Source organism: Streptomyces sp. yr375 (genome assembly GCF_900110755.1).
GTDB lineage: Bacteria > Actinomycetota > Actinomycetes > Streptomycetales > Streptomycetaceae > Streptomyces.
Genome location: NZ_FOFF01000003.1, coordinates 256,888 through 283,593, shown reverse-complemented (window position 1 = coordinate 283,593; position 26,706 = coordinate 256,888). Strand labels below are relative to the sequence as shown.

19 protein-coding genes and 2 pseudogenes are annotated in these 26,706 nt (G+C 70.7%); 13 read left to right on the top strand and 8 right to left on the bottom strand.

Translation table 11 applies throughout. The features are described from left to right. Positions 1-2: 2 nt before the first annotated feature. From BMZ82_RS05660 to BMZ82_RS05650, 3 genes are read right to left on the bottom strand one after another with little or no spacing between them, the layout of a single operon-like run. A complete protein-coding gene (locus BMZ82_RS05660; protein ID WP_093772283.1) occupies positions 3-1,505 on the bottom strand; it encodes an acyl-CoA synthetase in 1,503 nt (500 codons plus the stop codon). A 12-nt stretch (positions 1,506-1,517) separates the two neighbouring features. Continuing rightward, positions 1,518-2,402 (bottom strand): amidohydrolase family protein, encoded by an 885-nt coding sequence (locus tag BMZ82_RS05655; protein ID WP_093772281.1) that lies wholly within the window; start codon positions 2,400-2,402, stop codon positions 1,518-1,520. Between the two features lie 2 nt (positions 2,403-2,404). After that, positions 2,405-3,322: an SDR family NAD(P)-dependent oxidoreductase gene (locus tag BMZ82_RS05650; protein WP_093772279.1), complete on the bottom strand. Its 918-nt coding sequence runs from the start codon at positions 3,320-3,322 to the stop codon at positions 2,405-2,407. A gap of 185 nt (positions 3,323-3,507) precedes the next feature. Here BMZ82_RS05650 and BMZ82_RS05645 point away from each other — a divergent pair, with 185 nt between their 5' ends. Together BMZ82_RS05645 and BMZ82_RS05640 are read left to right on the top strand one after the other, a co-directional pair. Next, positions 3,508-4,035, top strand: a complete 528-nt coding sequence (locus BMZ82_RS05645; RefSeq protein ID WP_371271153.1) for a MarR family winged helix-turn-helix transcriptional regulator — start codon at positions 3,508-3,510, stop codon at positions 4,033-4,035. Between the two features lie 34 nt (positions 4,036-4,069). Then, the gene (locus BMZ82_RS05640; protein WP_093772277.1) at positions 4,070-4,828 is read left to right on the top strand and encodes an IclR family transcriptional regulator; all 759 of its coding nucleotides are present in this window, start codon (positions 4,070-4,072) and stop codon (positions 4,826-4,828) included. A gap of 229 nt (positions 4,829-5,057) precedes the next feature. On the opposite strand, the gene BMZ82_RS05635 is transcribed toward BMZ82_RS05640, so the two are convergent. Beyond that, on the bottom strand, positions 5,058-6,986 hold the full coding sequence (locus tag BMZ82_RS05635; protein WP_093772275.1) for a hypothetical protein: 1,929 nt from the start codon (positions 6,984-6,986) through the stop codon (positions 5,058-5,060). A gap of 1 nt (position 6,987) precedes the next feature. Continuing rightward, positions 6,988-9,711, bottom strand: coding sequence for a hypothetical protein (locus BMZ82_RS05630; protein ID WP_093772274.1), 2,724 nt, complete (start codon positions 9,709-9,711; stop codon positions 6,988-6,990). 275 nt (positions 9,712-9,986) lie between these two features. Here BMZ82_RS05630 and BMZ82_RS05625 point away from each other — a divergent pair, with 275 nt between their 5' ends. Both BMZ82_RS05625 and BMZ82_RS05620 read left to right on the top strand, forming a co-directional pair. Then, on the top strand, positions 9,987-11,267 hold the full coding sequence (locus BMZ82_RS05625; RefSeq protein ID WP_093772272.1) for a L,D-transpeptidase: 1,281 nt from the start codon (positions 9,987-9,989) through the stop codon (positions 11,265-11,267). A gap of 251 nt (positions 11,268-11,518) precedes the next feature. Beyond that, positions 11,519-12,913: a glycoside hydrolase family 16 protein gene (locus BMZ82_RS05620; RefSeq protein WP_093772270.1), complete on the top strand. Its 1,395-nt coding sequence runs from the start codon at positions 11,519-11,521 to the stop codon at positions 12,911-12,913. Between the two features lie 333 nt (positions 12,914-13,246). On the opposite strand, the gene BMZ82_RS05615 is transcribed toward BMZ82_RS05620, so the two are convergent. After that, positions 13,247-13,849: a TetR/AcrR family transcriptional regulator gene (locus tag BMZ82_RS05615; RefSeq protein WP_093772268.1), complete on the bottom strand. Its 603-nt coding sequence runs from the start codon at positions 13,847-13,849 to the stop codon at positions 13,247-13,249. Positions 13,850-13,911: 62 nt separating this feature from the next. Between BMZ82_RS05615 and BMZ82_RS05610 the strand changes: the two genes are divergently transcribed. Further along, complete coding sequence (locus tag BMZ82_RS05610) at positions 13,912-14,769, top strand: alpha/beta fold hydrolase (RefSeq protein ID WP_093772266.1); 858 nt, start codon at positions 13,912-13,914, stop codon at positions 14,767-14,769. Between the two features lie 451 nt (positions 14,770-15,220). On the opposite strand, the gene BMZ82_RS05605 is transcribed toward BMZ82_RS05610, so the two are convergent. Next, entirely contained in the window at positions 15,221-16,144 is a 924-nt protein-coding gene (locus BMZ82_RS05605; protein WP_093772264.1) for a helix-turn-helix domain-containing protein, read from the bottom strand. A 41-nt stretch (positions 16,145-16,185) separates the two neighbouring features. Between BMZ82_RS05605 and BMZ82_RS42640 the strand changes: the two are divergent. From BMZ82_RS42640 to BMZ82_RS05565, 8 genes and pseudogenes are all read left to right on the top strand, one after another. Further along, a pseudogene (locus tag BMZ82_RS42640) lies at positions 16,186-16,548 on the top strand (hypothetical protein); the annotation flags it as partial. 32 nt (positions 16,549-16,580) lie between these two features. Beyond that, a pseudogene (locus BMZ82_RS05595) lies at positions 16,581-17,003 on the top strand (transketolase C-terminal domain-containing protein); the annotation flags it as partial. A gap of 62 nt (positions 17,004-17,065) precedes the next feature. Beyond that, positions 17,066-18,247: a transaldolase gene (gene tal, locus BMZ82_RS05590; RefSeq protein WP_371271151.1), complete on the top strand. Its 1,182-nt coding sequence runs from the start codon at positions 17,066-17,068 to the stop codon at positions 18,245-18,247. Beyond that, positions 18,244-19,788, top strand: a complete 1,545-nt coding sequence (gene zwf, locus BMZ82_RS05585; protein ID WP_093772262.1) for a glucose-6-phosphate dehydrogenase — start codon at positions 18,244-18,246, stop codon at positions 19,786-19,788. The genes tal and zwf overlap by 4 nt, the downstream gene beginning before the upstream one ends. Beyond that, entirely contained in the window at positions 19,785-20,720 is a 936-nt protein-coding gene (gene opcA / locus BMZ82_RS05580) for a glucose-6-phosphate dehydrogenase assembly protein OpcA (RefSeq protein WP_093772260.1), read from the top strand. The genes zwf and opcA overlap by 4 nt, the downstream gene beginning before the upstream one ends. Beyond that, positions 20,713-22,383 carry a glucose-6-phosphate isomerase gene (gene pgi / locus BMZ82_RS05575; protein WP_093772258.1) on the top strand — a complete coding sequence of 557 codons (1,671 nt, stop codon included), beginning with the start codon at positions 20,713-20,715 and terminating at the stop codon, positions 22,381-22,383. Before opcA ends, pgi begins: the two co-directional genes overlap by 8 nt. 10 nt (positions 22,384-22,393) lie before the next feature. After that, the gene (gnd, locus tag BMZ82_RS05570) at positions 22,394-23,275 is read left to right on the top strand and encodes a phosphogluconate dehydrogenase (NAD(+)-dependent, decarboxylating) (RefSeq protein ID WP_093772478.1); all 882 of its coding nucleotides are present in this window, start codon (positions 22,394-22,396) and stop codon (positions 23,273-23,275) included. 90 nt (positions 23,276-23,365) lie between these two features. Next, positions 23,366-24,880 (top strand): membrane-associated oxidoreductase, encoded by a 1,515-nt coding sequence (locus tag BMZ82_RS05565; protein WP_093772256.1) that lies wholly within the window; start codon positions 23,366-23,368, stop codon positions 24,878-24,880. On the opposite strand, the gene BMZ82_RS05560 is transcribed toward BMZ82_RS05565, so the two are convergent. Beyond that, positions 24,867-26,672, bottom strand: coding sequence for a bifunctional sugar phosphate isomerase/epimerase/4-hydroxyphenylpyruvate dioxygenase family protein (locus BMZ82_RS05560; RefSeq protein ID WP_093772254.1), 1,806 nt, complete (start codon positions 26,670-26,672; stop codon positions 24,867-24,869). The genes BMZ82_RS05565 and BMZ82_RS05560 overlap by 14 nt on opposite strands. Positions 26,673-26,706 lie beyond the last annotated feature (34 nt).

The window sequence follows — 26,706 nt, the reverse complement described above, 5'->3', positions numbered from 1 at the left end:
CCTTACTGCTTGCCGTACCGCGTGCGGACACGGGACTTGAGGAGTTTTCCGGAGGCGGTGCGCGGCAACTCGTCCGCGATCACCACCGACTTGGGGATCTTGTATTTGGCGAGCCGCCCGGCCAGTGCGGCCAGCACCTCGTCGGGGTCGAGGGAGACGCCCTCGCGGGGCACGACGACCGCGCGCGGCACCTCGCCCCACTTTTCGTCGGACACGCCGATGACCGCGCACTCGACGATGTCGGGGTGGGCGAGGAGCAGGTCCTCGATCTCGGCGGGGTAGATGTTCTCCCCACCGGAGATGATCATGTCCTTGATGCGGTCGACGATGTGCACGTAGCCGTCGTCGTCGACCCGGGCCGCGTCGCCGCTGCGGAACCAACCGTCGGCGAAGGAGGCGGCCGTCTCCTCGGGCAGTCCCCAGTAGCCGGGCATGACGTGCGGCCCGCGCACGACGACCTCGCCGGTCTCGCCGACCTCGACCGGGGTGAGGTCGGGGCGCACCACGCGTACGTCGCTGAAGAAGTGCGGGACGCCCGCCGAGCCCGCCTTGCTGATCGAGTGCTCGGCGTCCAGGAACAGCGTGCCGGGGGCGGCCTCGGTCATGCCGTAGCCCTGGAGGAAGGTGAGTCCGCGTTCCTGGTAGGCGGCGATCAGCGGGGTCGGGACCGGGGAGCCGCCGCAGGTCAGGATGCGCAGCGACGACAGGTCCGCCGCCGCCCAGCGCGAGTGGCGGGCCACCTGGTCGAACATCGTCGGCACCCCGAACATGAAGGTGATCCGGTGCCGGGCGATGAGGTCGAAGGTGGCTTCCGGGTCGAAGGACTCGACCAGGACGCAGCAGCCGCCCTTGAGGAGCACCGGGAGCGTCAGCATGTTCAGGCCGGCCGTGTGGAACAACGGCGCGGAGACCAGGGCGCGTTCGTCGGCGATCAGGTCGGTGTCGATGAGGACGTTGATCGCGTTCCAGGTGAGGTTGCCGTGCGTGAGCATGGCGCCCTTGGGGCGGCCGGTCGTGCCCGAGGTGTACATGATGATGCAGGTGTCGTCCGGGGTGACCGGTGTGTCGATCGGGTCCTCGGAGGCGGCGGCGAGCGCCTCCTCGTATTCGGCGCCGACCTCGACGTAGGTCCGGACGTCCGTGTTCCCGGGCAGCCCGGCGACCAGGCCGGCGTGCCCGGGGCCGTAGACGAGGGCCTTGGCGCCGGAGTCGGCGAGCTGGTAGGCGATCTCGGGGCCGGCGAGGCGGGTGTTCAGGGGGACGAAGACCGCGCCGAGCGTGCCGGCGGCGAACAGGGTCTCCAGGTAGCAGGGGTGGTTCGGGCCGAGGTAGGCGATGCGGTCGCCGCGGCGGATGCCGCGGGCGCGCAGGGCGTGGGCCAGGCGCGTGGTGCGTGCATACAGTGTGCGGTAGTCCGTCGACTGCTCACCGTGGACCAGGGCGGTGCGGTGCGGGGTCTTGCGGGCCCGGCGGGCGGGCCACGACCCGAGTCCCTCGTTGCGCATCTTCGACGCCCCTTACGGTGTGGTCAGTCCGAGCAGACGGGCGGCGTTGTCCTTGAGGATCTTCGGCTTGACCTCGTCCTTGATCGTCAGCTTGTCGAAGTCGGCGAGCCAGCGGTCGGGGGTGAGGACGGGGTAGTCGGAGCCGAAGAGGACCTTGTCCTTGAGCAGCGTGTTGGCGTACTGCACGAGCTGCGGCGGGAAGTACTTCGGCGACCAGCCGGACAGGTCGATGTGCACACCCGGCTTGTGGGTGGCGACGGCGAGCGCCTCGTCCTGCCAGGGGAACGACGGATGCGCCAGGATGATCTTGAGGTGCGGGAAGTCGGCCGCCACGTCGTCCACGTGCAGCGGGTTGCTGTACTTCAGCCGGATCCCGCCGCCGCCCGGCACGCCCGCGCCGATGCCGGTCTGGCCGGTGTGGAACAGGGCGATGGTCCCCGTCTCCTCGATCACCTCGTACAGGTCGTACGCGACCGAGCGGTCGTTGGGGAAGAAGCCCTGGATGCTGGGGTGGAACTTGAAGCCCTTCACCCCGTACTCCTCGACCAGGCGGCGGGCCTGCCTGACGCCCGCCTTGCCCCGGAAGGGGTCGATGGAGGCGAAGGGGATGAGGACGTCGGCGTTGGCGGCGGCGGCCTCGGCGACCTCCTCGTTGGGCACCGGGGCCGTGCCGGTCGCGGACTCGGCGTCCACCGTGAAGATCACGGCGGCCATCTTCCGCTCCCGGTAGTAGGCGGCCGTCTCCTCCAGGGTCGGCTTCCGCTTGCCCTCGACCTTGAAGTAGGCGGAGGACGCGTCGTGCAGGTCGTCGTCCAGCGAGGAGTGGCCCTTGGAGGACACCTCCGCGTGGGTGTGGACGTCTATCGCGACGAGTTCCTCGACGTTGAGGGTCGCCATGGTCACGCCTCCGGGAACTTGGGGGCCGGGATGCCGACCGTCTGGAGTTCGGCGCCGACCGAGGTGGGGAAGACGTCGGCCAGGGTCTCGGGGGTCCAGCCGCCGTCGGCGTAGGCCGCGCGGACCTCCTGCGGATGCGACCAGAGTGCCACCTTGTCGCCGCCGATGCCGATGGCCTGTCCGGTGATGGACCGGGCGGCCTCGGAGGCCAGGAAGGGCACGAGGGCCGCGCAGTCCTCGGGGGTGCCGAAGCCCTCGCCCTTGCGCAGGAAGTCCGGGAACGCCACGCCGTTCTTCAGGGCCTCGATGTAGGGCGCGAAGGCGGGGATGGTCTCGGTCATCGCGGTGGCGGCGACCGGGACGATCGCGTTGACGGTGATGCCGGCCCGGCCCAGCTCCATGGACCAGGTGCGGGCGAAGGCGGCGATGCCGGCCTTGGCGGCGGCGTAGTTCGTCTGGCCGAAGTTGCCGCGCTGGCCGGCCGGGGAACCGACGAGGATCAGCGTGCCGCCCTCGCCCTGCTCGCGCATCCGGACGGCGGCGGCGCGGGCGCAGGTGAAGGTGCCCTTGAGGTGGGTGGTGATCACCGCGTCGAAGTCGTCGTCGGTCATCTTCCACAGCACCTTGTCACGCAGGATGCCCGCGTTGGTGACCAGGATGTCGAGCCGCCCGAACTCCTCCACGGCCCGGTTCACCAGCCGCTCGGCGGCCTCGGTCGTGCCGACCGGGACGACTTCGGCGACGGCCTTGCCACCGGCGGCGGTGATGGACTTCACGGCCTGCTCGGCGACCGCCTCGTCGACGTCGTTGACGACCACGGAGGCGCCGTGGGCGGCCAGGGCGTGCGCGTAGGCGAGGCCGAGGCCCCGGCCGCTGCCGGTGACGACGGCGACCTTGCCGGTGAGATCGATGCTGGGCACGACGATGTCCCTTCACATGGGGGTGCGGCTCACATACGGGGTGCGGCTCACGTGGGGTGCGGCTGCGAGATCGAAGCTAAGAGCAATAATTGTCGTCGTCAATAGTTGTTGTCGACCTATGGGGTGCGTCATGCTGGAATCCGTACTGCGAACCACCTCGGAATGCGACACACCGCCTCCGTAACATGACGAACCACCCCCGGAAGGGGACCGACCTCAGGGAGCCCGCCATCGCCCGCCAGGACAACGCAGTGAACGCCGCCCCGATCGACTCGGACGAGCCGTGGATGCGCGACCTGCACGCGGACACGGGCTACCTCCTCTACCGTCTGGGGCTGCGCTCGGGTCAGCTCTTCAACACCTTCCTCCAGGAGTCGGGGCTGCGCCTGCGGCACTACGCCGTGCTGCGCTTCCTCGCCACCTCCGAGGGCGCCCTCCAGCGCGAGCTGAGCACCCGGCTGGGCTACGACCCGAGCGCGATCGTCGGCCTGGTCGACGACCTGGAGAAGCTGGGCTTCGCCGAGCGCCGCCCGGCCCCGGACGACCGCCGCAGCCGTATCGTCGTCCTCACCGAGGACGGCCGCGCCTTCCTGCGCGGCACCGACACGGGGGGCCTGCGGGTGTCGAACGACCTGCTCGACCCGCTCGATGCGGCCGAGCGCGAGACACTGCACACGCTGCTGCTGCGGATCGCCGGGGACGGACTCGCCTGACGCGGCGAGCAGCACCCGAGAGACGGGGCCCGCCATGACCTCACGTTCCGCGCCGGACCGGCTGCTGGCCGTGCTCGCCGCGTTCGACCACACGCACCCCGCGCTGTCCCTCACCGACATCGGCCGCCGCGCCGGGCTGACCCTCTCCACCGCGCACCGGCTGGTGGCCGCGCTGACCGAGTGGGGCGCCCTGGAGCGGGACGCGTCCGGCGTCTACCACGTGGGGCTGCGGCTGTGGGAGGTCGCGGCGCTGGCACCGCGCGGTCTGGCGCTGCGCCAGGTGGCGCTGCCCTACCTGGAGGACCTGTACGAAGCCACGCACGAGAACGTGCAGTTGGCGGTGCGGGACGGCTCCGAGGTCGTATACACCGAGTGGCTGTCGGGGCGTTCGGCGGTCGGCGTGCACATCCGGGTGGGCGCCCGCTGGCCGCTGCACGTCACCGGCGTCGGCCTCGCGCTCCTCGCACACGGCGACGCCGAACTCCAAGAGGCCTACTGCGCCGGGCCGTTGGCGTCCTACACCGCTCACACCATCACCGATCCCGCGCGGTTGCGCCGGGTACTGGCCGAAGTACGGCGCACGGGCGTCGCGGTGAGCAGCCGTCAGGTCACGGCGGACGCCCTGTCGGTGGCCGCTCCGGTGCGCGGTCCGGGCGGCGCGGTGGTGGCCGCCGTGTCGGTCGTCGTCCCGCACGCCGGCGCGACCGTCCCAGTGCTGGTACCGGCGGTACGGCTCGCCGCCCGGGGGATCTCACGGGCCCTGGGCTGGCAGCCGGAGGGCCGGCCCGAGTGAGCGCCGGGGCCGGGTGGCGGTGGTGGCCGCCGTGTCGGTCGTCGTCCCGCACGCCGGCGCGACCGTCCCAGTGCTGGTACCGGCGGTACGGCTCGCGGCCCGGGGGATCTCGCGGGCCCTGGGATGGCAGCCGGAGGGTCGGCCCGAGTGAGCGCCGGGGCCGGGTGAGCGCTGTGCACCCCCGGGTGCGTGCCGTGCGTCCTGGCCCTTCGCATGCCGCCCCCGGGGTTCAGTCGTTCGCGCGCAGGGTGGAGGCGTGGCCGAAGGCGATGGCGGTGGTGAAGAGGTGGGTCAGCACCGCGCGCCCCGCCAGGTTGCCCGAGTCGCCGCCGTCGGTGACCAGGGGGAACGCCGGAAGCACGCCCTCGGGGCGGGAGGTGGCGAGGAGCAGCCCGTCCCGGTAGAAGGCGGCCGACCAGCGGCCGTCCGGATCACGCCACTCCTCGGCGATCCCCGGCGCATGGCCCTTCGTCACGGTGTGCCTGCGCTTGGCCAGCCCGGCGAAGAGCTGGTCGCCCGGTCTCGTCCCGGCCGTGAACTGGGAGTGGTAGAGCCGGACCCGTCGGTCCCGGTCCCCGCTGCGGCCGTCGAACCAGGTCAGCAGCGCCCGCTCGTAGTCCGGGGTGCGGACGCCGGTGCGGGCCGCGTCGAGGTCGCAGTCGACGTCCCACCACTCGCGCCAGACGTCGGAGAAGCCGTCCGCGCCGAAGAGTGCCGGCGGGTAGTAGCGCGGCAGCGAGATCTTCGGGCGGGCGAACAGCGGGAACGCCCCCGAGAGCCCGCCGCTGAACGCCGCCACCGTGACATTGCGCAGCTCGGGCGGCCGCTCCACCACCGGGGACGACCAGGACGGCCGGGGCAGCGGCGGCAGGGCGCCGACCGGCGCGCTGCTCCCCTGCCACGCGGAGAAGTCGTCCCCGGCTCCGGTCGAGCCGGCGCGCCCGTACCCGAACCGGTGCAGGAAGTGCACCACTTCGAGCAGCAGCCGGTGCATCCCCTCCTGGGAGTTGAACGGCTGCCAGGCGTGCCGCGCGTTCTCCTTGTTCCGCTCCTTGTCCTTGTCCTCGGCCGGGGCCGGGAAGATCGGCATCACCAGGACGGCGGGACGCCGGGAGACGTGCTGCGCCTGGATGAAGCAGGACTGCGTCATCAGATAGCGGTAGCCGAGGCCGACGTACGGCTGGGCGGGGATCGTACCGGCCGCCACACCGCCCGGCGTCACCACGTACGGATACCCCGTGCGGAACGGGTACGTGGTGCGGGGGTAGCCGAGCGTCGCCGTGCTCGGTGAGAAGAAGCAGACCGCGTCGAGGGCCCGGCCCGTGAGGCGGGCGGTGAGCTGCGGCGCCCAGACGGCCACCAGGAAGCGCGGGTCGCCGGGCCGCTCGCCGGACACGCCGCCGTACTCCAGCCAGAGGAAGCCGCCCGTGCGGTCGAGGGCGACGGGCGTCTCGACGGAGGAGAACCGCGCCCAGCCGTCCTGCGCCGTGTCGCCGAGCGAGGTGGGCGCTCCGCCGCCGCCCCCACCGGAAGCCGAGCCCGAGCCCGGTCCCGAACCGGTGCCGGGACCGCCGCTGCCGGTGCCCGCGCCTGTCGGGCCGGTCGTGGCCGGTGTGTCGACGAGCGTGCGGATCCTGGTCTCGTTCAGCCAGCGCGGGCGCGGTTCGGGCGGCACCCGCACGTTCAGCCGGTAGTAGCGGCGGGGCAGCCCCGAGCCCTCGGTGAAGAAGACGCCGGCGGGCTCTCCGGTCGGCCTGGTCCCCGGCGGGGGCGGTTCGGCGAGCGGGGCCTGCCGGATCCGGCCCAGTTCCAGGGTGAGCCGGAGGTCGTCGCCGGTGCGGAGCACGGCCGCGCCCCGGTTGTCCCAGTGGACCGGGGGCGGCGGCCCGGTGGGCGGACCAGGCCGCGGGCGGGCGGTGAGCGTCACCGCTTCCGGGGCGTAGTCGGGGTGCGTGACCCGCACCGCGATCCGCGTCCAGCCGTCCGGGAAGGGCCCGAGGACGGCGGGCCGCCCGGCGGGGACGGTGACCGTGAGCGACCGGGGCAGCGGGGACGGCGGGACGCCGGGCGGGTCGGTCCACTCGACCACCACCCGCGCCTCCCCGGCCGGTGGCTGTCCGGGGACGTCCAGGAGCGTGAGGATCAGCCGGTCCGGCATGTCAGAGCTGCATCCCGGTCTTGGGGTCGTACCGGACCTCGGTGGCGACGATCTGTTCGGTCGGCATGACCTCGATCCACTGGTCGAAGACCGTGAACGGCTCGGTCCCCGCCGCCTCGAACCCCTTGTCCAGCGGGTCGAATCCGCGCTCGTAGACCCGGTCGGCGGGCAGGTAGTTGACCGGAGTGCCGTCCGGCAGGCGTTCGCTGACCTTCACCCGCGACTTCTCCCACTCGCCGGAGATCACCGCCGCCAGGTAGCGGATCGCGTCGTGGACCGTGAACCGCTCGGGCGTCAGATCGCGGTAGCGGGCGGTGAGGGCCGGATCGGACCACCGGTACGCCTTCAGCACCAGCAGCATGCGCCCGCGCTCGCCGGGCAGCGCCTCCGCGTACAGGTCGTCCAGTCCGTCGGTGCCCTCGACGCCCGCGCTGGTGAGCCAGTCCAGGGCCTCGAACTCACGGCCCAGCCGGATCGGTACGACCGCCTTGACCCAGGGCGCGTTGAGGAAGGCGTTGCGCAGGTTGTCCCCGTCGAGCTGGAGCAGCCAGCCCAGGGAGCTGCCCAGGCGGGCGGGGGCGGAGTCGGCGGTGATGTAGTAGTCGTCGCCGTTGCTGGTCTCGCCCCAGGTGACGACCGTGCTCTTCTCGAACTCCGCGGTGCCCGCTCCCAGTCCGAACTCCTCCTTGACGGCGAGCTTTCTGGGCATCCACCACTCGGGCGCGACGAAGTACAGCATCCGGTCGACGTCGAACAGGCTCTGCACCAGCTCGGCCATCACATGGTGGGCCGGCGGCTGGAGGGTCTTGAGGCCGACGCTCTTGAAGAGCTGGCGCACCAGATCGCGGTAGACCACGATCCGCTCCTCCTCGCGCAGGTCCTCGAACCGGCGCGGCCCGATCGAGGAGGCCAGCTTCACCCGCTCCTGCGCCGCCTTGTAGAACGCCTCCTTGGCGACCCGCTCCTTCTCGTGGTCGACGTGTTCGAGGCGCTTCTTGTTCTCGTCCTCGATCTGCTTGCGATAGTCGGCGGTCGGCCCGTAGTTGATGGTGAAGCGGTACGGGAACATCTCGCCGTCGTCCCCGCTGTGGCCCTTGATCCGCAGCCTGAGCCTGCTGACGCCCGCCCCGAACTGGGTGATCTCCAGCGCCGCCACGTTGCTGCTCATCCACTGCACGTTCGTGTGGCTCTTGTACTCGTAGCCGTTCTTCGGGTACAGCCGCAGGTCGTCCAGCGCGGTGTCGAAGTAGTCGTCGTCGGGGCCCTTGTAGGTGCCCTCGACGGTCTCCTGGTACTCCTCAGGCGTCGGGATCAACTGGGCGGGCTGGACCTCGGTCTCCGGGGGCTGGGCGATGTGCACCAGCTTGGCGACGCCGAGTTGGTCGCCGGGCCGGTCGACGTACGTCTGCCAGCACATCTGGGTGCCGATGTCCTGCACCTGCACGCCGACCTGACGCATCTTGCGGCGCAGTTCGTAGTTGACGAGCTGGGCGGTGGTGTTCTGCAGGAGATACCGCTTGCTGGAGGTGTCGTTGGTCTCCACGACCGTCTTGAACGTCGACTTGAAACTGCGCTTGATCTCCGAGGAGAGCTTGATGGTCTGCTGCCGCAGTTGCTTGTGGGTCTGCTCCTTGGCCCGCTTGCGGGAGTCCTCGGTGTCGTAGCTCGTGCGGGCGGTGGCCTGGGTGTTGAACACGCCGATCGTGCCGTCCGTCGAGGCGTCCAGGCTCACCCCGAACTTGGTGCTGCTCTCGTTCTCCTCGCGCACGGACGCGGACAGCTCGTCCTCGGTGCGGGTCTCCTGCTCGGTGCGGTCGGTGGTCTCCAGCGAGGACTCGGTGGTCCGCTCGGTGAGGGTGCGGCGGGTGCTGATCTCGATCAGCTCGACGCTGGAGCCGGGGCTGAGCCAGATGTGCTGGACCGGGGGGCCGAGGAAGGAGTCGAACTCGAAGAAGTACTGCCGGAAGAGGTGGACGACCCCGAGCGGGGAGAGCGAGGCCGGCGGGATGAAGTCCTCCTGCACCTGCCCCTCACCGCCCTCGCCGCGCGCCCCGGGGCCGGTGGGCGGGCGTCGGCCGAGCAGCGCGGCGAGCGCGTCGACCGCCGGTACGTCGATCTGGTGGGCGCCGGCGGCGAACATCGCGTGCAGGACGTCGTACCGCCCGGACTGCTGCAACTGCCGGAGGGTGCCCGCGACCCGCGACTCCTGGGCGGCCAGCGCCGCCTGTAGGGCGGGGTCGGCGGCGGCCTCCGCCTCCTGCGCGTGGACGATGACACCGCCCTGAGTGATCTTCGCCGCGGCGGACGCCAGCAGCGCGGTCAGCCCCGCCGGGCCGACGAGCCGGTCCCAGACGGTCGGGTCGGTGAGATCCTCGGCCTGGAGTCTGGCCGTCAGTTCGCGGGCGACGAACCCGTCGAGGACCGGGGGCACGGCGGAGGCGACCGTCGGGGCCGGGACGCCCGGCTCGATCGTGAGGCCCGCGACGGCGGCCCCACCGGCAGACCCGGCAGACCCGGCGGCCGTGGCGGATGCGGGCGGCACGGTGTACGAGGGGCGCATCTTCTCGGTGAGCGCTGCCGCCAGCGAGCGGTTGAGGTCGTCGCCTGCCGCCCCGAACCGCTTGGCCAGCCGGGTGGACTTCCAGCCGAGCAGCGGCTGGTACACCCCGTACAGCTCGGACGCGTACGGCAGCGAACCGTCGAACTTCGCGAAATTGACCTTCATGCGCGCTCCCCTCTCCGGCCGGTGGTGTGCCGTCCGCCCGCTCGAACCTCCTCCAGACTGCCCCCGTACCCGGGTTCGAGCCCAGGGCGAGCCATGGATCGGCGTCCCAAACCACACGGCCGTATGAGAATCCGGCCCGGCGGGTGACGTCGGCCCCCGCCGGGCCCGTCCGTCCTCACCGGAATCTCAGACGGCGGCCGGGGGATTCAAAGGATCGCCCCAGGTGGGAGGCGCAGGATGCAGGCACAAAGACGGACAACTCAGGAAGGCGTGCAGTGGGCGTCTCGCACATATCGAACGGGTCCGAGCAACGGCCCGAGCAGCGGTCGGAGCAGCGGTCCGAGCAACGGTCCGAGCCGTCGCAGGGGGCGCGGGGGTGGTCCCGGCGCGGGATCCTGGCGGTGCTCGGCGTCGCGCCGGCCGTCGCGCTGACCGGGTGCGGTGCCGGGTCGGCGGGCGCTTCGGAGAACGCGAAGAGCGGGACGTCGGCCGCCGCGCAGCCGGTGATCTCGGTCACCCCCGCCGACGGCACCAAGAAGGCCGCGTTCACCAGCCCGGTCGAGGTCACCGTGGCCGACGGCACCCTCGCCTCCGTCAAGGTGACGGGCAACGACGGCTCGACGCTGGCGGGCTCCCTCGACGCGGCCCGCACCCGGTGGACGTCGACGGCCCACCCGTTCTCCGGCACGAAGTACACGGTCACCGCCACAGCGGACGGCGGCGCCGCGCAGACGGCGACCTTCACCACCGCCGCCCCCGGTGAGACCTTCGTCGGTTACTTCACGCCCGAGGCGGACTCCACCTCCGGCGTCGGCATGCCCGTCTCGATCAACTTCTCGCACGCCGTGACGGACAAGGCTGCCGTGCAGAAGGCGATCACGGTGACCGCCGAACCGGCCGTGGAGGTCGTCGGACACTGGTTCAGCGACACCCGGCTGGACTTCCGGCCGCAGACGTACTGGGCGGCCGGTACGACGATCACCCTCGGTCTGCGACTGAAGGACGTCGAGGGAACGGACGGTGTCTACGGTACGCAGTCGAAGGACGTCACCTTCCGCATCGGCCGCGCACAGATCAGCACCGTGGACCTGGCCGCCAAGGAGATGACGGTGCGGCGGGACGGGGCGACGCTGGCCACCTACCCCGTGTCGGGCGGCGACGCCGAGCACACCACCTGGTCCGGGATCATGGTGATCAGCGAGCGGTTCGAGCAGACCCGGATGGAGTCCTCCACGGTCGGCCTCGGCGACGAGTACGACATCTCCGACGTCCCGCACGCCCAGCGCCTGACCACCTCCGGCACCTTCGTGCACGGCAACTACTGGGCCGCGACCTCGGTGTTCGGCAACCAGAACACCAGCCACGGGTGCGTCGGGCTGCACGACGCCAAGGGCGCGAGCGACCCCTCCGTCGCGGGTTACGAGTTCTACGCGAGCTCGATGCTCGGCGACGTGGTGATCGTGAAGAACTCGGGCGAGAGGACCGTCGACCCGGCCAACGGGCTCAACGGCTGGAACCTGCCCTGGGCAAAGTGGCGGGCGGGCAGCGCGCTGTGAGGCCTGTCCGGGCGGGTTAAGGGCCCGTCCGGGCATGTTTGGGCGGGTTCAAGCCGTGAACTTCCCTACCGCGAAAGGACTTTCCTTGCTTTAACTCTTGACGGTCTCCGGGACGGAGAGCACATTGGGGCCACTTTGAGAGCGCTCTCAGAGCGTTCGTGGAACGCACGTGGATCGTTCACGGGGCGTTCTCGGAGTGTTCCCGAAGTCACCCGCGCACCCCACTCCGTACCCGAGAGGCATCCCCCACCATGAGTGCAACCTCCGGCATACCCAGACGGCGACGCGCGCTCGTCGCCGTGCTCAGCACACTCGGCCTCGCGGCCGCCGCCGCTGCAGCCGTCACGCTGCCCGCGAGCGCCTCCGCGCCCACGCCCCCGTCCGGCTGGACGCAGGTCTTCCTCGACGACTTCACCGGTGCCGCGGGCACCGGCGTCAACACCTCCAACTGGCAGTACAGCACCGGGACTTCATATCCGGGCGGGCCGGCCAACTGGGGCACCGGCGAGGTCGAGACGATGACCAGCAGCACCAACAACGTCTCCCTCGACGGCAATGGCAACCTGCGCATCACGCCGCTGCGCGACGCGGCCGGCAACTGGACCTCGGGCCGTATCGAGACCAAGCGCACCGACTTCCAGCCCCCGGCCGGCGGCAAACTGAAGGTCGAGGCGCGGCTGCAGATGCCCAACGTGACCGGCACCGCCGCCGAGGGCTACTGGCCCGCGTTCTGGGCGCTCGGCGGGCCGTACCGGGGCAATTACCAGAACTGGCCGGGCGTCGGCGAGTTGGACATCATGGAGAACGTCCAGGGCCTCAACAAGGTCTGGGCGACAATGCACTGCGGCAGCAACCCCGGCGGCCCGTGCAACGAGACGACCGGCATCGGCAACTCCGTCGCGTGTCCGGGCGCCACCTGCCAAGCCGGGTTCCACACCTACTCGATGGAGTGGGACCGCTCGGTGACCCCCGAGGCGATCCGTTTCTACGTCGACGGCGTCAACTACCACACCGTCACCGCGAATCAGGTCGACGCGACGACGTGGGCCAACGCCACGAACCACGGGTACTTCGTCATCCTGAACGTGGCGATGGGCGGCGCGTTCCCGGACGCCTTCGGCGGCGGGCTGGACGGCGCCACCGAGCCCGGTCACCCGATGGTGGTGGACTACGTGCAGGTGCTCCAGGCCGCGGGCGGCGGGGGCGGCACCGCGACGCCGCCGCCGTCCGGCAGCCGGGACGCCTACGGCACGATCCAGGCCGAGTCCTACGACAGCCAGTCGGGCACGGCCACCGAGACCACCACCGACACCGGCGGCGGCCAGGACATCGGCTCCCTCGCGAACGGCGACTGGGCGCTGTACAAGGGCGTTACCTTCGGTTCGACGGCGGCGACCCAGTTCAGGGCGCGGGTCGCCAGCGGTGCGGCCGGCGGGGTCAGCGGGCTGGTCGAGGTCCGCCTCGACAGCCGTACGGCCACGCCCGTCGGCAGCTTCTCGGTGGCCAACACCGGTGGCTGGCAGACCTGGAAGACGATCCCCGCGAACATCAGCTCCGTCACCGGCACCCACGACGTCTATCTGACCTTCACCAGCGGCCAGCCGGCGGACTTCGTGAACGTCAACTGGTTGGGCTTCGGGCACTGAGCAACACCCTTCGCAGCGCCGGGTAGTCGACCTTCTGAGCCGACGCGCGATAGTTGTCACCAAGGCAGGCTTGCTGTCACCGACCGGTGTGACGTTGACCGACCGGCAAATGGATCACTTCAGGCATCGGGTGGCAGGGCGGCCATCCCAGCGGAAGCACCTCGTCGTGCCGTGGTCGCTCATCCACGAGCGTGTGCGCTCCGCCGCCCGGCGCTTGCCGGCCTGGACGGGGCGGCGACGCCCTTGCTGCGGTGTAGCGGTCTTGCGGCGCGTGGAGCCGGCCGTGAATCCATGCGCCGCTCACGCACGGGCTGTTTTTCTCGCTGTTCGAGATCAGTCCTCCCTACCTTGTTGATCGGGATGAGTGATGGCTGTGCGCAACAACCTGGCCATCGATCGGCCGGCCACCCGCAGCGGTTCCGGATCACGGGCAGCCCGGCTGAGCATGAAAGCCCCCTCCAACATCATGACCATCGAGTACGCGAGGGACTGCGCCGTCTTCGGTTCGGCCACCCAGCGGCCGAACCACCGTGTCGCCGTACCGACCCACTCCTCGAAAACCTCTGCCGTCGCGACCCGCAACACCTCATTGCTGCTCGCGACTTCCAAGGCCACCGTCCCGATCGGGCACGCGTCGGCATAGTCGGCCGCCGCAAGGTCGTCCGCAGCCGCTTCGAATGCGTGTACAAGGGATTCCACCGGGTCCGGCACGCTGTCCAGCAGAGCCAGGACCATTCGGCCGTACTCGGTTCCGGATGTGCGGATCATGTCCTCGGCCAGTTGCTGCTTGCCGCCGGGGAAGAAGTGGTAGATCGAGCCGAACGGTGCGTCCGCCTCTGTCGCGATCCGCTTCAGGCCGGTGGCCGAGTAGCCGTGTCGGCGGAACAGCACCGTGGCGGCACCCTGGATCCTGGCTCGCGTGTCCGTCTGTCCCATTGCCTTCCACCCCTTTCCCCTCCAAGATTACAGTAGAACGATCTATCAAGTAGGGGGTTGAGATGCCGAGAATCGAGTTGTCGTCCGGACCGATCGACTACCAGGACACCGGCGGTGAGGGGCCTGTGCTGGTGTTCGGCCACGGTCTACCGATGAACGAGACCCAGTGGCGCAAGGTGGTCCCGCTGCTGGACGGATACCGCTGCGTCCTGCCCACGCTGCCCCTGGGTGGTCACCGTCAGCCGATGAACCCGGATGCCGACCTGTCCCAGCGCGGTGTCGCCCGGCTTCTGGGCGAGTTCATCGAGGGGCTCGGTCTGGGCCAGGCGACCCTCGTACTCAATGACTGGGGCGGGGGGCAGTTCCTGGTGTCGGAAGGGCAGGACCAGCACATCGCGCGCCTGGTGCTGGTGGCCTGCGAGGCCTTCGACAACTTTCCCCCAGGGCCGGCCAAGGCCATGGCGCAGGTGTGCAGGGTTCCCGGCGGCGTCTGGCTCCTGACGCGCCTTATGCGCGTTCCCGCCTTCCGTCACAGCCGGGGCGGATACGGCGGGATGAGCCTGCGCGGGATCCCCGACGAGATCATGGACGACTGGTTCGCTCCCGCCACCCGCAGCAGGGCCATCCGCAGGGACTTCGCCAAATTCGCCACCGGGGCACCCGATCGCGAGACCTTGCTCGCCTGGAGCGAGCGACTGCGTGACTTCGACCGCCCGGTACTGGTCGTCTGGGCGACCGAGGACCGGTTGATGCCGCGTGAGCACGGCCCCCGGCTGGCCGAGCTGTACCCGCAGGGCCAACTGATCGAAATCGCCGACTCGTCCACCCTCATCCCCGAGGACCAGCCCGAACGACTCGCCCAAGTACTCACCGACTTCCTGATCCAGACCGGAGCCGAACCGGTCCGGCACGCCTCCTGAACGCGGGAACGGCAGGCGGATCCGACCGCCACTACCACCCTCCCGCCAAGGCCGAAACTGCAAGCCGGGCCGGTGCCGCTTGGCGTCGAGTGAAGTGGCGCATCGGATCACCCGACAGCGTCGGCTCGTGTACGAGGTCCTGTACCGGGGGCCGGACGCCTCGTCCCCATCAACCCCTCACCAGACCGTCTATCGCCGTAGACAGCTCACGGCTGGCGATCTTCGCTACCGGTGACAGAAAGGCTGCCGAATGAGCACTTGCGACAAGCCGTGTGCCTCACTGGCGGCAACCAGCCTGCTTCGCCCGGTCTCGTTCACCAGCTCAACCGGCTCTGCTGGTGACAACTACCGCACTTCGGCTCGCCTTCGCCCATCGGTCGGCTCCTGGCGTCGCCCGGCGCGCCCGACCCCGGCCTGACGCCATGTCACACGGGGCGCACCCCGGTAGGCCTCAGCGCAGTTCCGCGCGGAAGGCCACCGGGGTGCGCCCCGTGTGCAGTTGGAAGAACTTGGAGAAGTTCGCCGGGTCGGGGAAGCCGACCGCAGCGCCCACCCGGCCGATCGACAGGTCCGTGTGGGCCAGGAGCCGCTTCGCCTCCAGGACGACCCGCCTGTCGATGAAGCCCTTGGGCGTCTGACCGGTGGCCGAGCGGACCGCGCGCACGAGGGTGCGGCGGGAGTAACCGAGGGCGTCTGCGTAGGCGCTGACGCTGTGATTGGCTGCGAAGTCCTTCTCGACGGCGTCCCGGAAGAGCGTGAAGGTGGTGTCGGCCTGGCGCCGCGCCGCCTCCGCCCCGCTCGCCGCGAGGTGCGCCAGCCGCAGCAGGAACGCGGTCAGCGAGTGCCTCAGCACCGCCGTGTGCAGACTCACGGGCAGCGTGCCGTCGGCGCCGCCGTCGTCGTACTCCCCCTGCAGGTAGGTCAGAGCCGCGCGCAGGCCCGCGCGTTCCCGCCCGTCGGGGTGCAGCAGCGGTGGCAGGTCGTAGCGGTACAGGCCGGTGGCCTCGACGGTGGCCCGGGGCAGGAAACCGGGCTGCATGGTCAGGACCGTTCCGCGGTACTCGCTCGACTTCGAGAAACGGTGGACCTGGCCCGGACGGATCCACAGCACGTCGCCGGCCGTCGCCTCGTACTCGGCGAAGTCGATCATGTGGCGGACGGGGCCGTCGTCGAAGAGCAGCACGACGTGGAAGTCGATGCGGTGCACGCGGTCCAGGGGCGCGTCCTCTGCGTGCCGGGTGCGGACGGCGCCCATGGGGCCCAGGGCACCCATCGGGCCCACCTGCATGCCGACGCCGCCGACGCTGAGTTCGACGGGGAAGGGGAAGGTTCTGATGCCCTCTCCGGCGCCACCTTGGGTAGTTATGTCCACCATGTCCTTCTCATGCCGCCCGGTTGACACCCTCTGGCGCTCATATGTCGCCCGCGGGTGTCCCACTTTCACCACAGGCTGACACAGGGAGACCTTCCCCCTTAAAAGTCAGACTTTTACGTTTGAACACGCCAGTGCAGTTGACCGCTCCGATCGAGGATTTCTTGAAGATGAGCACGCACACACCGAACGGCTTCGAGTGGACCGAGCGCGACCGGCGTGCCGTCGACACCGCACGCCTGCTGGCGGCGGACGCCGTGCGGCGGGTGGGCAACGGCCACCCCGGTACGGCCATGAGTCTGACGCCGGTCGCCTACACGATCTTTCAGAAGGTGATGCGGCACGATCCGGCGGACCCCGAGTGGACGGGCCGCGACCGCTTCGTCCTGTCCCCCGGACACACCTCGCTCACCCTCTACACGCAGCTCTTCCCGGCCGGCTACGAACTCGGGCTGGACGACCTCACGCGCCCGACTCCGATGCGGCGAAGGGCGGTTACGTGCTGGCAGAGTCGTCGACCGCGGCCCCCGACGCCATCCTCATCGCCACCGGCTCCGAGGTGCAGCTCGCCGTCGCGGCGCGCGAGGCGCTCGAAGGCGAGGGGATCGGCGTCCGGGTGGTGTCGATGCCGTCCGTGGAGTGGTTCGAGGAGCAGCCGCGCGCGTACCGCGACCATGTCCTGCCGCCGTCGGTGAAGGCCCGGGTCGCGGTCGAGGCGGGCATCGGCCTCACCTGGCACCGGTTCGTGGGCGACGCAGGACGCATCGTCTCCCTCGAACACTTCGGCGCCTCCGCCGACGCGGGGACCCTGTTCGCCGAGTACGGCTTCACCTCAGAGAACGTCGCCGCCGCGGCCCACTAGTCCCTCGCCGCCGCGCGCGGCTGATCCGACCACAGGAAGGAAACCGGAAGAACCGGAAGAAGATGACCGAAGCGTTCGAAGTGACCGAAGCGACCGAAGTGAGCGAAGTGAGCGATGCGACCGCGACCGCGGGAGCGCTGGAGCGTCTGTCCGAGGAGGGCGTCTCCATCTGGCTGGACGACCTGTCCCGGCAGCGGATCGCCTCCGGCAAACTCGCCGAACTCGTCGAGACGAAGCACGTCGTCGGCGTCACCACCAACCCGTCCATCTTCCAGGCCGCGATCGGCTCCGGCGAGGGCTACGAGGAGCAGCTCGCCGATCTGGCCGTGCGGGGCGTCACGGTCGACGAGGCCGTACGGATGATGACGACGGCCGATGTGCGGGCCGCAGCCGATATTCTGCATTCTGCATACAGCGCATCGCAGGGTGTCAACGGTCGGGTGTCGATCGAGGTCGATCCCCGTCTGGCCCACGACACGGCGGCCACCGTCGCCGAGGCCAGGCAGCTCGCCTGGCTGGTCGACCGCCCCAACGTCATGATCAAGATCCCGGCGACGCGGGCCGGTCTCCCGGCGATCACCGAGGTCGTCGGCCTCGGCATCAGCGTCAACGTCACGCTGATCTTCTCGCTGGAGCGCTACCGCGAGGTCATGGACGCCTATCTGGCGGGCCTGGAGAAGGCGCGGGCAGCCGGCCTGGACCTATCACTCATCCACTCCGTCGCCTCCTTCTTCGTCTCCCGGGTCGACGCCGACATCGACCGCCGGCTGACCGCCCTCGGCACGGACGAGGCCCTCGCCCTGAAGGGAAAGGCGGCCCTCGCGAACGCCCGGCTGGCCTACGAGGCGTACGAGGAGGTCTTCGCGGGTGACCGCTGGACCGCGCTGGCCGGGGCGCACGCGAACCGGCAGCGTCCGCTGTGGGCATCCACCGGTGTGAAGGATCCTGCGTACAAGGACACGCTGTATGTGGACGATCTCGTGGCGCCGGGCACGGTCAACACCATGCCCGAGGCCACGCTGAACGCCACCGCCGACCACGGCGCCATCACCGGCGACACGGTCACCGGCGGCTACGACCAGGCCCGCGCCGACCTCGCCGCCGTCGAGGCGCTCGGCATCTCCTACGACGAGGTCGTCACCCGGTTGGAGGAGGAGGGCGTCGCCAAGTTCGCGGTGGCGTGGCAGGACCTTCTGGACGCGGTCACGAAGTCGCTGACGAGCAAGGGAGTTGACGCGGAATGAGTACCAGCACGCTCGGTGCGGACTGGGAGAACCCGCTGCGGGACCCCCGCGACCGGCGCCTGCCCAACGTGGCGGGGCCGTCCGGCCTGGTCATCTTCGGGGTGACCGGGGACCTGTCCCGCAAGAAGCTGATGCCGGCGATCTACGACCTCGCCAACCGCGGGCTGCTGCCGCCGGGCTTCTCGCTCGTCGGCTTCGCCCGCCGCGACTGGGAGGACGAGGACTTCGCGCAGATCGTCCACGACTCGGTGCGCGAGCACTCCCGGACGCCGTTTCGCGAAGAGGTCTGGCAGCAGCTCGCCGAGGGCATGCGGTTCATCCCCGGCGACTTCGACGACGACACGGCGTTCAAGCAGCTCAAGGCGGCCGTGGAGGAGCTGGACGCGTCGCGCGGCACCGGCGGCAACTTCGCCTTCTACCTCTCCGTGCCGCCGAGGTTCTTCCCCAAGGTCGTCGAGCAGCTCAAGAAGCACGGGCTGGCGAAGGCGACGGAGGGTTCCTGGCGGCGGGCGGTCATCGAGAAGCCGTTCGGGCACGATCTGGCCAGCGCCCGGGAGCTGAACGCGGTCGTGCACGACGTGTTCCATCCGGACCAGGTCTTCCGCATCGACCACTACCTCGGCAAGGAGACGGTCCAGAACATCCTGGCGCTGCGCTTCGCCAACACCATGTTCGAGCCGATCTGGAACCGCTCCTTCGTGGACCATGTGCAGATCACGATGGCCGAGGACATCGGCATCGGCGGCCGGGCCGGCTACTACGACGGCATCGGCTCGGCCCGTGACGTCATCCAGAACCACCTGCTCCAGCTCCTGTCGCTGACGGCCATGGAGGAGCCCGCCGCCTTCGACGAGGCGTCGCTGCTCACCGAGAAGCTGAAGGTGCTGCGGGCGGTGAAGCTGCCGGAGAACCTCGGCGAGCACACCGTGCGGGCGCAGTACGCGGGCGCCTGGCAGGGCGGCGCGAGGGTGCCCGGCTATCTGGAGGAGGACGGCATCGACCCGGCCTCGACGACCGACACGTACGCCGCCGTCAGGCTGAACGTCGACAACCGCCGCTGGGCGGGCGTCCCCTTCTACCTGCGCACCGGCAAGCGGCTCGGGCGGCGGGTGACGGAGATCGCGGTCGTCTTCCAGCGCGCCCCGCACTCTCCCTTCGACGCCACGGCCACCGAGGAGCTGGGCGCGAACGCGATCGTCATCCGCGTCCAGCCGGACGAGGGCATCACGGTGCGGTTCGGGTCCAAGGTGCCGGGCACCTCGATGGAGATCCGGGACGTCACGATGGACTTCGCCTACGGCGAGTCCTTCACCGAGTCCAGCCCCGAGGCGTACGAGCGCCTCATCCTGGACGTGCTGCTCGGCGACGCCAACCTGTTCCCGCGCCACCAGGAAGTGGAAGAGTCCTGGAAGATCCTCGACCCGATCGAGGAGTACTGGGCGCGGCACGGCAGGCCCGCGCAGTACCCCTCGGGCAGTTGGGGACCCGAGGAAGCCGACGAGATGCTCGCACGAGACGGACGGAGCTGGCGCAGGCCATGAAGATCGACCTGACCGACACCACGGCAAGCAAGATCAACAAGGCGCTGGTGGAGGGGCGCCGCGCCATCGGGACGCCCGCGGTGGGCATGGTCCTGACGATGGTCATCGTCACGGACGAGGAGAACGCCTACGACTCGATCAAGGCGGCCGAGGAGGCCTCGCACGAGCACCCCTCGCGCACCCTGGTCGTCATCAAGCGGCACGCCCGCAGCCCGCGCGACCGCACCGCCTCCCGCCTCGACGCCGAGGTCCGGGTGGGCGCGGACGCGGGCACCGGCGAGACGGTCGTGCTGCGGACGTACGGCGAGGTGACCGCGCACGCCGACTCGGTCGTGCTGCCGCTGCTGCTGCCCGACGCACCGGTCGTCGTGTGGTGGCCGGTGGACGCGCCGGCGAACCCGTCGAAGGACCCGCTGGGCGCGCTCGCGCAGCGCCGGATCACCGACATGTACGCCGTCGAGCGGCCCCTGACGGCCCTGGAGGCGCGCGTGAAGTCGTACGCGCCCGGCGACACCGACCTCGCCTGGACCCGGCTCACCCCGTGGCGTTCGATGCTGGCGGCCGCCCTCGACCAGGCCAGGATGCCGATCACCTCGGCGGCCGTGGAGAGCGAGGCGGAGAACCCGAGCGCCGAACTCCTCGCGCGCTGGCTCCAGGCCCGGCTGAACGTCACGGTCGAGCGGGTCGTCACCGCAGGACCGGTCGTCACGGCCGTCCGGCTCGGCACCGGGAACGGCGAGATCCTCATCGACCGCCCCGACGGCCCGCTGGCCACGCTCACGCTGCCCGGCCAGCCCTCGCGCACCCTCGCGCTGAAGGTCCGCGCCACCTCCGAACTCATCGCCGAGGAGCTCAGGCGTCTCGACGCGGACGAGATGTACGCCGTCGCCCTGCGGGGCGAGGGCACCAAGGAGACCCCCGCCCATGTCTGACACCCACCGGCCCGACACGCCCCGGCTCGACCGGCGGCCCGAATGGGCCGCGCTCAAGGACCACCGCGCCGGGTGGCAGGCGCATCTGCGGGAGCTGTTCGCGGCGGACCCGGGGCGCGCGGAGCGGTACGTGGTGCGCGTCGGCGACCTGCGCATCGACTACTCGAAGCACCTGGTCACCGACGACACGCTCGCCCACCTTCGCGAACTCGCCGCCGCCACCGATGTGTTCGGGCTGCGCGACGCCATGTTCCGCGGCGAGCGGATCAACCTCACGGAGGACCGCGCGGTCCTGCACACCGCGCTGCGCGCCCCGGCGGACGCCGTCGTCGAGGTCGACGGCGAGAACGTCGTCCCGGCGGTGCACACCGTGCTCGACCGGATGAGCGGCTTCGCCGAGCGGGTGCGCTCCGGTGAGTGGACCGGTCACACGGGCCGGCGCATCAGGAACGTCGTCAACATCGGCATCGGCGGCTCCGACCTGGGCCCCGCGATGGCGTACGAGGCGCTGCGGGCGTACACGGCACGGGAGTTGACGTTCCGGTTCGTGTCGAACGTGGACGGCGCCGACCTGCACGAGGCGGTCCGGGACCTGGATCCGGCCGAGACGCTGTTCATCGTCGCGTCCAAGACGTTCACCACGATCGAGACGATCACCAACGCCACGTCGGCCCGGTCCTGGCTGCTCAGGGGCCTGGACGGGGACGAGAAGGCGGTCGCGAAGCATTTCGTGGCGCTGTCGACCAACGCGGAGAAGGTCGCCGGGTTCGGCATCGACACGACCAACATGTTCGAGTTCTGGGACTGGGTCGGCGGCCGCTACTCCTTCGACTCGGCGATCGGCCTGTCCCTGATGATCGCCATCGGCCCGGACCGCTTCCGGGAGCTGCTCGACGGGTTCAGGATCGTCGACGAGCACTTCCGCACCGCGCCCGCCGAGTCCAACGCCCCGCTGATCCTGGGCCTGTTGGGCGTCTGGTACGGCAACTTCTTCGACGCGCAGTCGCACGCCGTACTGCCCTACAGCCACTATCTGTCGAAGTTCACCGCCTATCTCCAGCAGTTGGACATGGAGTCCAACGGCAAGTCGGTGGACCGTGCGGGCCGGCCCGTCGCGTGGCAGACCGGGCCGGTGGTGTGGGGCACGCCGGGCACCAACGGGCAGCACGCCTATTACCAGTTGATCCACCAGGGCACGAAGCTCATCCCGGCCGACCTGATCGGGTTCGCCCGTCCGGTGGGCGAGTTGAGCGACGAACTGAAGGCGCAGCACGACCTGTTGATGGCCAACCTGTTCGCGCAGGGGCAGGCGCTCGCCTTCGGCAAGACCGCCGAGGAGGTACGGGCGGAGGGCGTCTCGGACGAGCAGGTCGCGCACCGCACGTTCCAGGGCAACCATCCGACGACCACGATCCTCGCGGCCGAACTGACCCCGTCGGTCCTCGGTCAGCTCATCGCGCTCTACGAGCACAAGGTGTTCGTGCAGGGCGCGGTGTGGAACATCGACTCCTTCGACCAGTGGGGCGTGGAGCTCGGCAAGGTCCTCGCGAGGCGCGTCGAACCCGCTCTCACCGAGGGCGCCGAGGTCCCCGGCCTCGACGCCTCGACCGCCGCTCTCGTCGCCGCCTACCGCTCCCTCCGTGACGCTCAGGAAGTGAACTGACATGACATCGATGCAGCTTGGCCTGATCGGTCTCGGCAAGATGGGCGGCAACATGCGCGAGCGCATCCGCCACGCCGGCCACACCGTCGTCGGCTACGACCGCAATCCCGAACTCTCCGACGTCAAGGACCTCCCCGAACTCGTCGAGCGGTTGCAGGCGCCGCGCATCGTCTGGGTGATGGTGCCCGCCGGTGCCGCCACGCAGTCGACGGTCGACGAGCTCGCCGGACTGCTGGAGCCGGGCGACGTCGTCGTGGACGGCGGCAACTCCCGCTGGACGGACGACGAGAAGCACGCGGAGGAGCTCGGCGCGAAGGGCATCGGCTTCGTCGACGCCGGTGTCTCGGGCGGCGTCTGGGGCCTGCAGAACGGCTACGCGCTGATGGTCGGCGGCGACAAGGAGCACGTCGACCGGCTCCAGCCGATCTTCGAGGCGCTCAAGCCGGAGGGCCCGTACGGCTATGTCCACGCGGGCAGGGTCGGCGCGGGGCACTTCTCGAAGATGGTCCACAACGGCATCGAGTACGCCATGATGCAGGCCTACGCCGAGGGCTGGGAGCTGCTGGAGAAGGTCGACTCGGTGGACAACGTGCGCGAGGTCTTCCGGTCCTGGCAGGACGGCACGGTCATCCGGTCCTGGCTGCTCGACCTGGCCGTCAACGCCCTTGACGAGGACACCCACTTGGACCGGCTGCGCGGCTACGCGGAGGACTCCGGCGAGGGCCGCTGGACGGTCGAGGCCGCCATCGACAACGCCGTACCGCTGCCCGCCATCACGGCGTCCCTCTTCGCGCGGTTCGCGTCCCGGCAGGACGACTCGCCGCAGATGAAGATGATCGCGGCACTGCGCAACCAGTTCGGCGGCCACGCCGTCGAGTCGGCGGAGAAATAGGCGCTGGAGACATGGTTCGGGTCACCCGTGCCGTAGAGCCCCGGCGCACCTGTTGACACCGTTCGGCGAGGCCCGCCAGAGTCGCGGCTGATGGAGATCGACGATCTGACACCGGCCGAACGGCGACTCTGGCGGGCCTTCGCCACGGGCGCGACCGTGGACTTCCGCACGCCGGGCGAGGAGAACGACCCCGACAGCCCAGGCATCTCCGACGGTCCCGAACGGACCGTGCGGGCGGCTGTGTTGCGGGCGTTGCTCCTCAATGGCCCCAGGGAACCAGGGGAGATAGTGGCCCTCAAGGTCCTGGGGGCGCGGATCACGGGGCGGTTGGACCTGCGGCAGGCGGTCGTCGACAGCATCGTCCGCCTCGGCCACTGCCGCTTCGACGAGGCCCCGCGGCTCGGCGGCGCCCAGCTCAACTACGTCAGCCTGCGCGACTCCGAACTGCCCGGCCTGGACGCCTCGCACTCCCGGATCGACGGCGGACTGCGGCTGACCCGCTGCCGTATCAGCGGCCCGGTGCACCTCAGCAGGGCGCAGATCCAGGGGGCGTTGTACCTCGACGGGGCGCGGATCGCCGTAGCGGACAACGGTGTGGCGGACCCCGCCGTTGCGGACCCGGCCGTGGTGGACTCCGCGCAGCCCGTTCTCCAGCTCAACCAGGTCTCCATCGACGGCGATCTGTGTGCGCGGGGTCTGCGGGCCCGTGGGCTGATCCGGCTCGACGGTGCGGCCGTGGCCGGGTCGCTCGATCTGGAGGACGCCGAGTTGAGCAACCCCGGCGCGCATGTGCTGGACGCGGAGTCCCTCCAGGTGGGCGCCAACCTGCTGGGCCGGCGGCTGCGCTCGTACGGCCGGATCGATCTGCGCGGCGCGCACGTGCCCGGCCGGGTGGACCTGCTGCGCTCGACGCTCGCCAACCCCGGTGACACCGCGCTGCGCGCCAGCAGTTGCGTGATCGGCGAGCTGTGGCTGCGCGAGGGCGCGCGGATCGAGGGCAGGCTCAATCTGCGGCGCGCCGAGATCAACCAGCTCCACCTGGAGCCGGAGATGCTGCCCGACGAGGTCCGCCTCCTCGACCTCACCTACACCTTCCTCACCCCGCACGAGCCGGCCGGCCGCCGGCTGCCGATGCTGGAGCGCGACGGCGGCGGGTTCGACCCGCACGGCTACGAGCAGCTCACCGCCGCCTACCGGCGCATCGGCGACGACCAGGCCGCCCGGCTCGTCCAGCTCGCCAAGCAGCGCCGGCGCCGGTCCACGCTGCCCTGGTACGGGAAGGTGTGGGGCCGTCTCCAGGACGCCGCCGTCGGCTACGGCTTCCGTCCACTGCGCGCCGCCGTCTGGCTGCTGTCGCTGCTCGCCGTCGGCTCGTTCGTGTACGCCGGACACCACCCGCCCGCGCTCAAGGCGGGCGAGGCCCCCGACTTCAATCCGGTCTTCTACACCCTCGACCTGCTGCTGCCGGTGATCTCCTTCGGGCAGGAGAGCGCGTTCGCCCCGACCGGCTGGTACCAGACGCTGTCCTACGTCCTCATCGTCACCGGCTGGATCCTGGCCACGACGGTCGTCGCCGGTGTGACCAGGACCGTCAGCCGGCAGTGAGGCGTTTCGCGGCGTGCTGGGCGGCCAGCCGCACCGGCGCGTTGGCGGCGCCGTAGCCCTGGTAGCCGCCGTCGCGCTGGACGAGTTCGAGGAAGACGCGGCCCACGGGGTGCGTGTAGCAGTGCCGGAAGACGCCGTGCGCGTCGCGGTCGTAGAGGATGCCGAGGTCGCGGTAGGTCTCCAGCTCGCCGTCGGCGAACTCGTGGCGGGCCGCGAGGTCGTCGTAGTAGTTCGCGGGGATCCGCAGCAGACGGCCCCCGGCCGCGACGAAGCGGCGGGCCGCGCCGACCACGTCGTCGGTGGCCAGCGCGATGTGCCGGGCGTGCGCGGTGCCGTCGCCGGGGGCCGCGCCCACGGTGAGCGGGAAGCGGACGCCGCCGTCGGCGCTGACGACGGCACGGCTGCGCAGCAGCCCGTAGGGGTCGGCGACATCGACGCTCTCCTGCGCCTCCAGCCCGAGGACACCGCGGTGGAAGAGCACCGCCTCGTCGAAGTGGTGCCAGGGCTGGGTGAGCGCCACATGGTCGATACGGAACTCCGCCGCGGGTGCGGGGAGGTGCGGCAGGGGCTCGAAGTCGGCCCGCCAGTTGGGGAGTTCGGGGCGGTTGGTGGCGCACAGGAAGAGTTCGGTGCCGTCGGGGGCGGCCACGGCGTCGAGCGCAGCGTCCTCGGCGGCGCGGCGGCGGGGCAGGACGGGCGCGAGCAGGGCCTCGGCGCGGCGGGCGGCGGCGGCCGGGTCCGGTGACTCCAGGCCGATCGCGGCGAGGGTGGTGCCGTCACGTCGGGCGGCCGGGCCGGTGTTGACCAGGATGCGGGCCTCGCCCTGCTCCCACAGTTCGACCGGTTTGCCGCGGTGGCGGGCGGTGCGGGCGAAGCCGAGGCCGGTGAGGAGGGCGGCGACGGGTTCGGCGTCGTGGGTGACGAGCTCGGCGAAGGCGACGCCGGTCGGCGGGGCGGGCGCGGGCAGCGCCCCGATGCCGGCCTCCTCCTGGAGGATCAGCAGGGAGCGGCGGGCGTCCACGGCGGTCGGGCCGGCCTCGGCCTGCCGGAAGACGTCGTTGAAGACCTCAAGGGAGAGCGGGCCGTCGTAGCCGGTGCGCAGGACGTGTTTCACCAGCCCGGCGACGTCGAAGCCGCCCTGGCCGGGGAAGCAGCGGTGGTGGCGGCTCCACTGCAGGACGTCCATGCCGAGCAGTGGGGCGTCGGCCAGTTGCAGGAAGAAGATCTTCTCGCCGGGGATGTCCTCGATGCCTTCGAGGTTCTTGGGGTCGCGGTCGCGGGAGAGGATGTGGAAGCTGTCCAGGCAGGTGCCGAGCGCGGGGTGGTCGGCGGCCTCGACGATGCGCCAGGCGTGGTCGTACGTGCTGACGTGCCGTCCCCAGGCGAGTGCCTCGTAGGCGACGCGGACGCCGAAGTCCTGCGCGAGGTCGGCCAGTCGGCTCAGGTGCGCGGCGGCGAGGGCGTCGTCGTCCTCGGCGAGCGGGGAGACGCTGGAGCAGACCAGGACGGTGTCCGCGCCGAGCCGGCCCATCAGCTCGAACTTGTGCCGGGCGCGGCGCAGGTTGCGGGCGAACTCCTCTGCGGGCACGGCCTCGATGTCGCGCATCGGCTGGTAGAGGTCGATGGTGAGGCCGAGGTCGGCGCAGCGGGCGCGGACCTCCTCCGGGGTGAGGGGGCTCGCGAGCAGGTCGTTCTCGAAGATCTCGACGCCGTCGAAACCGGCGCGGGCGGCGGCCGTGAGCTTCTCGGTGAGGGATCCGCTGAGGGAGACGGTGGCTATGGACGTACGCACCTGGGCACCTCTGTGTCGTTGCGGGGCGTGGCCG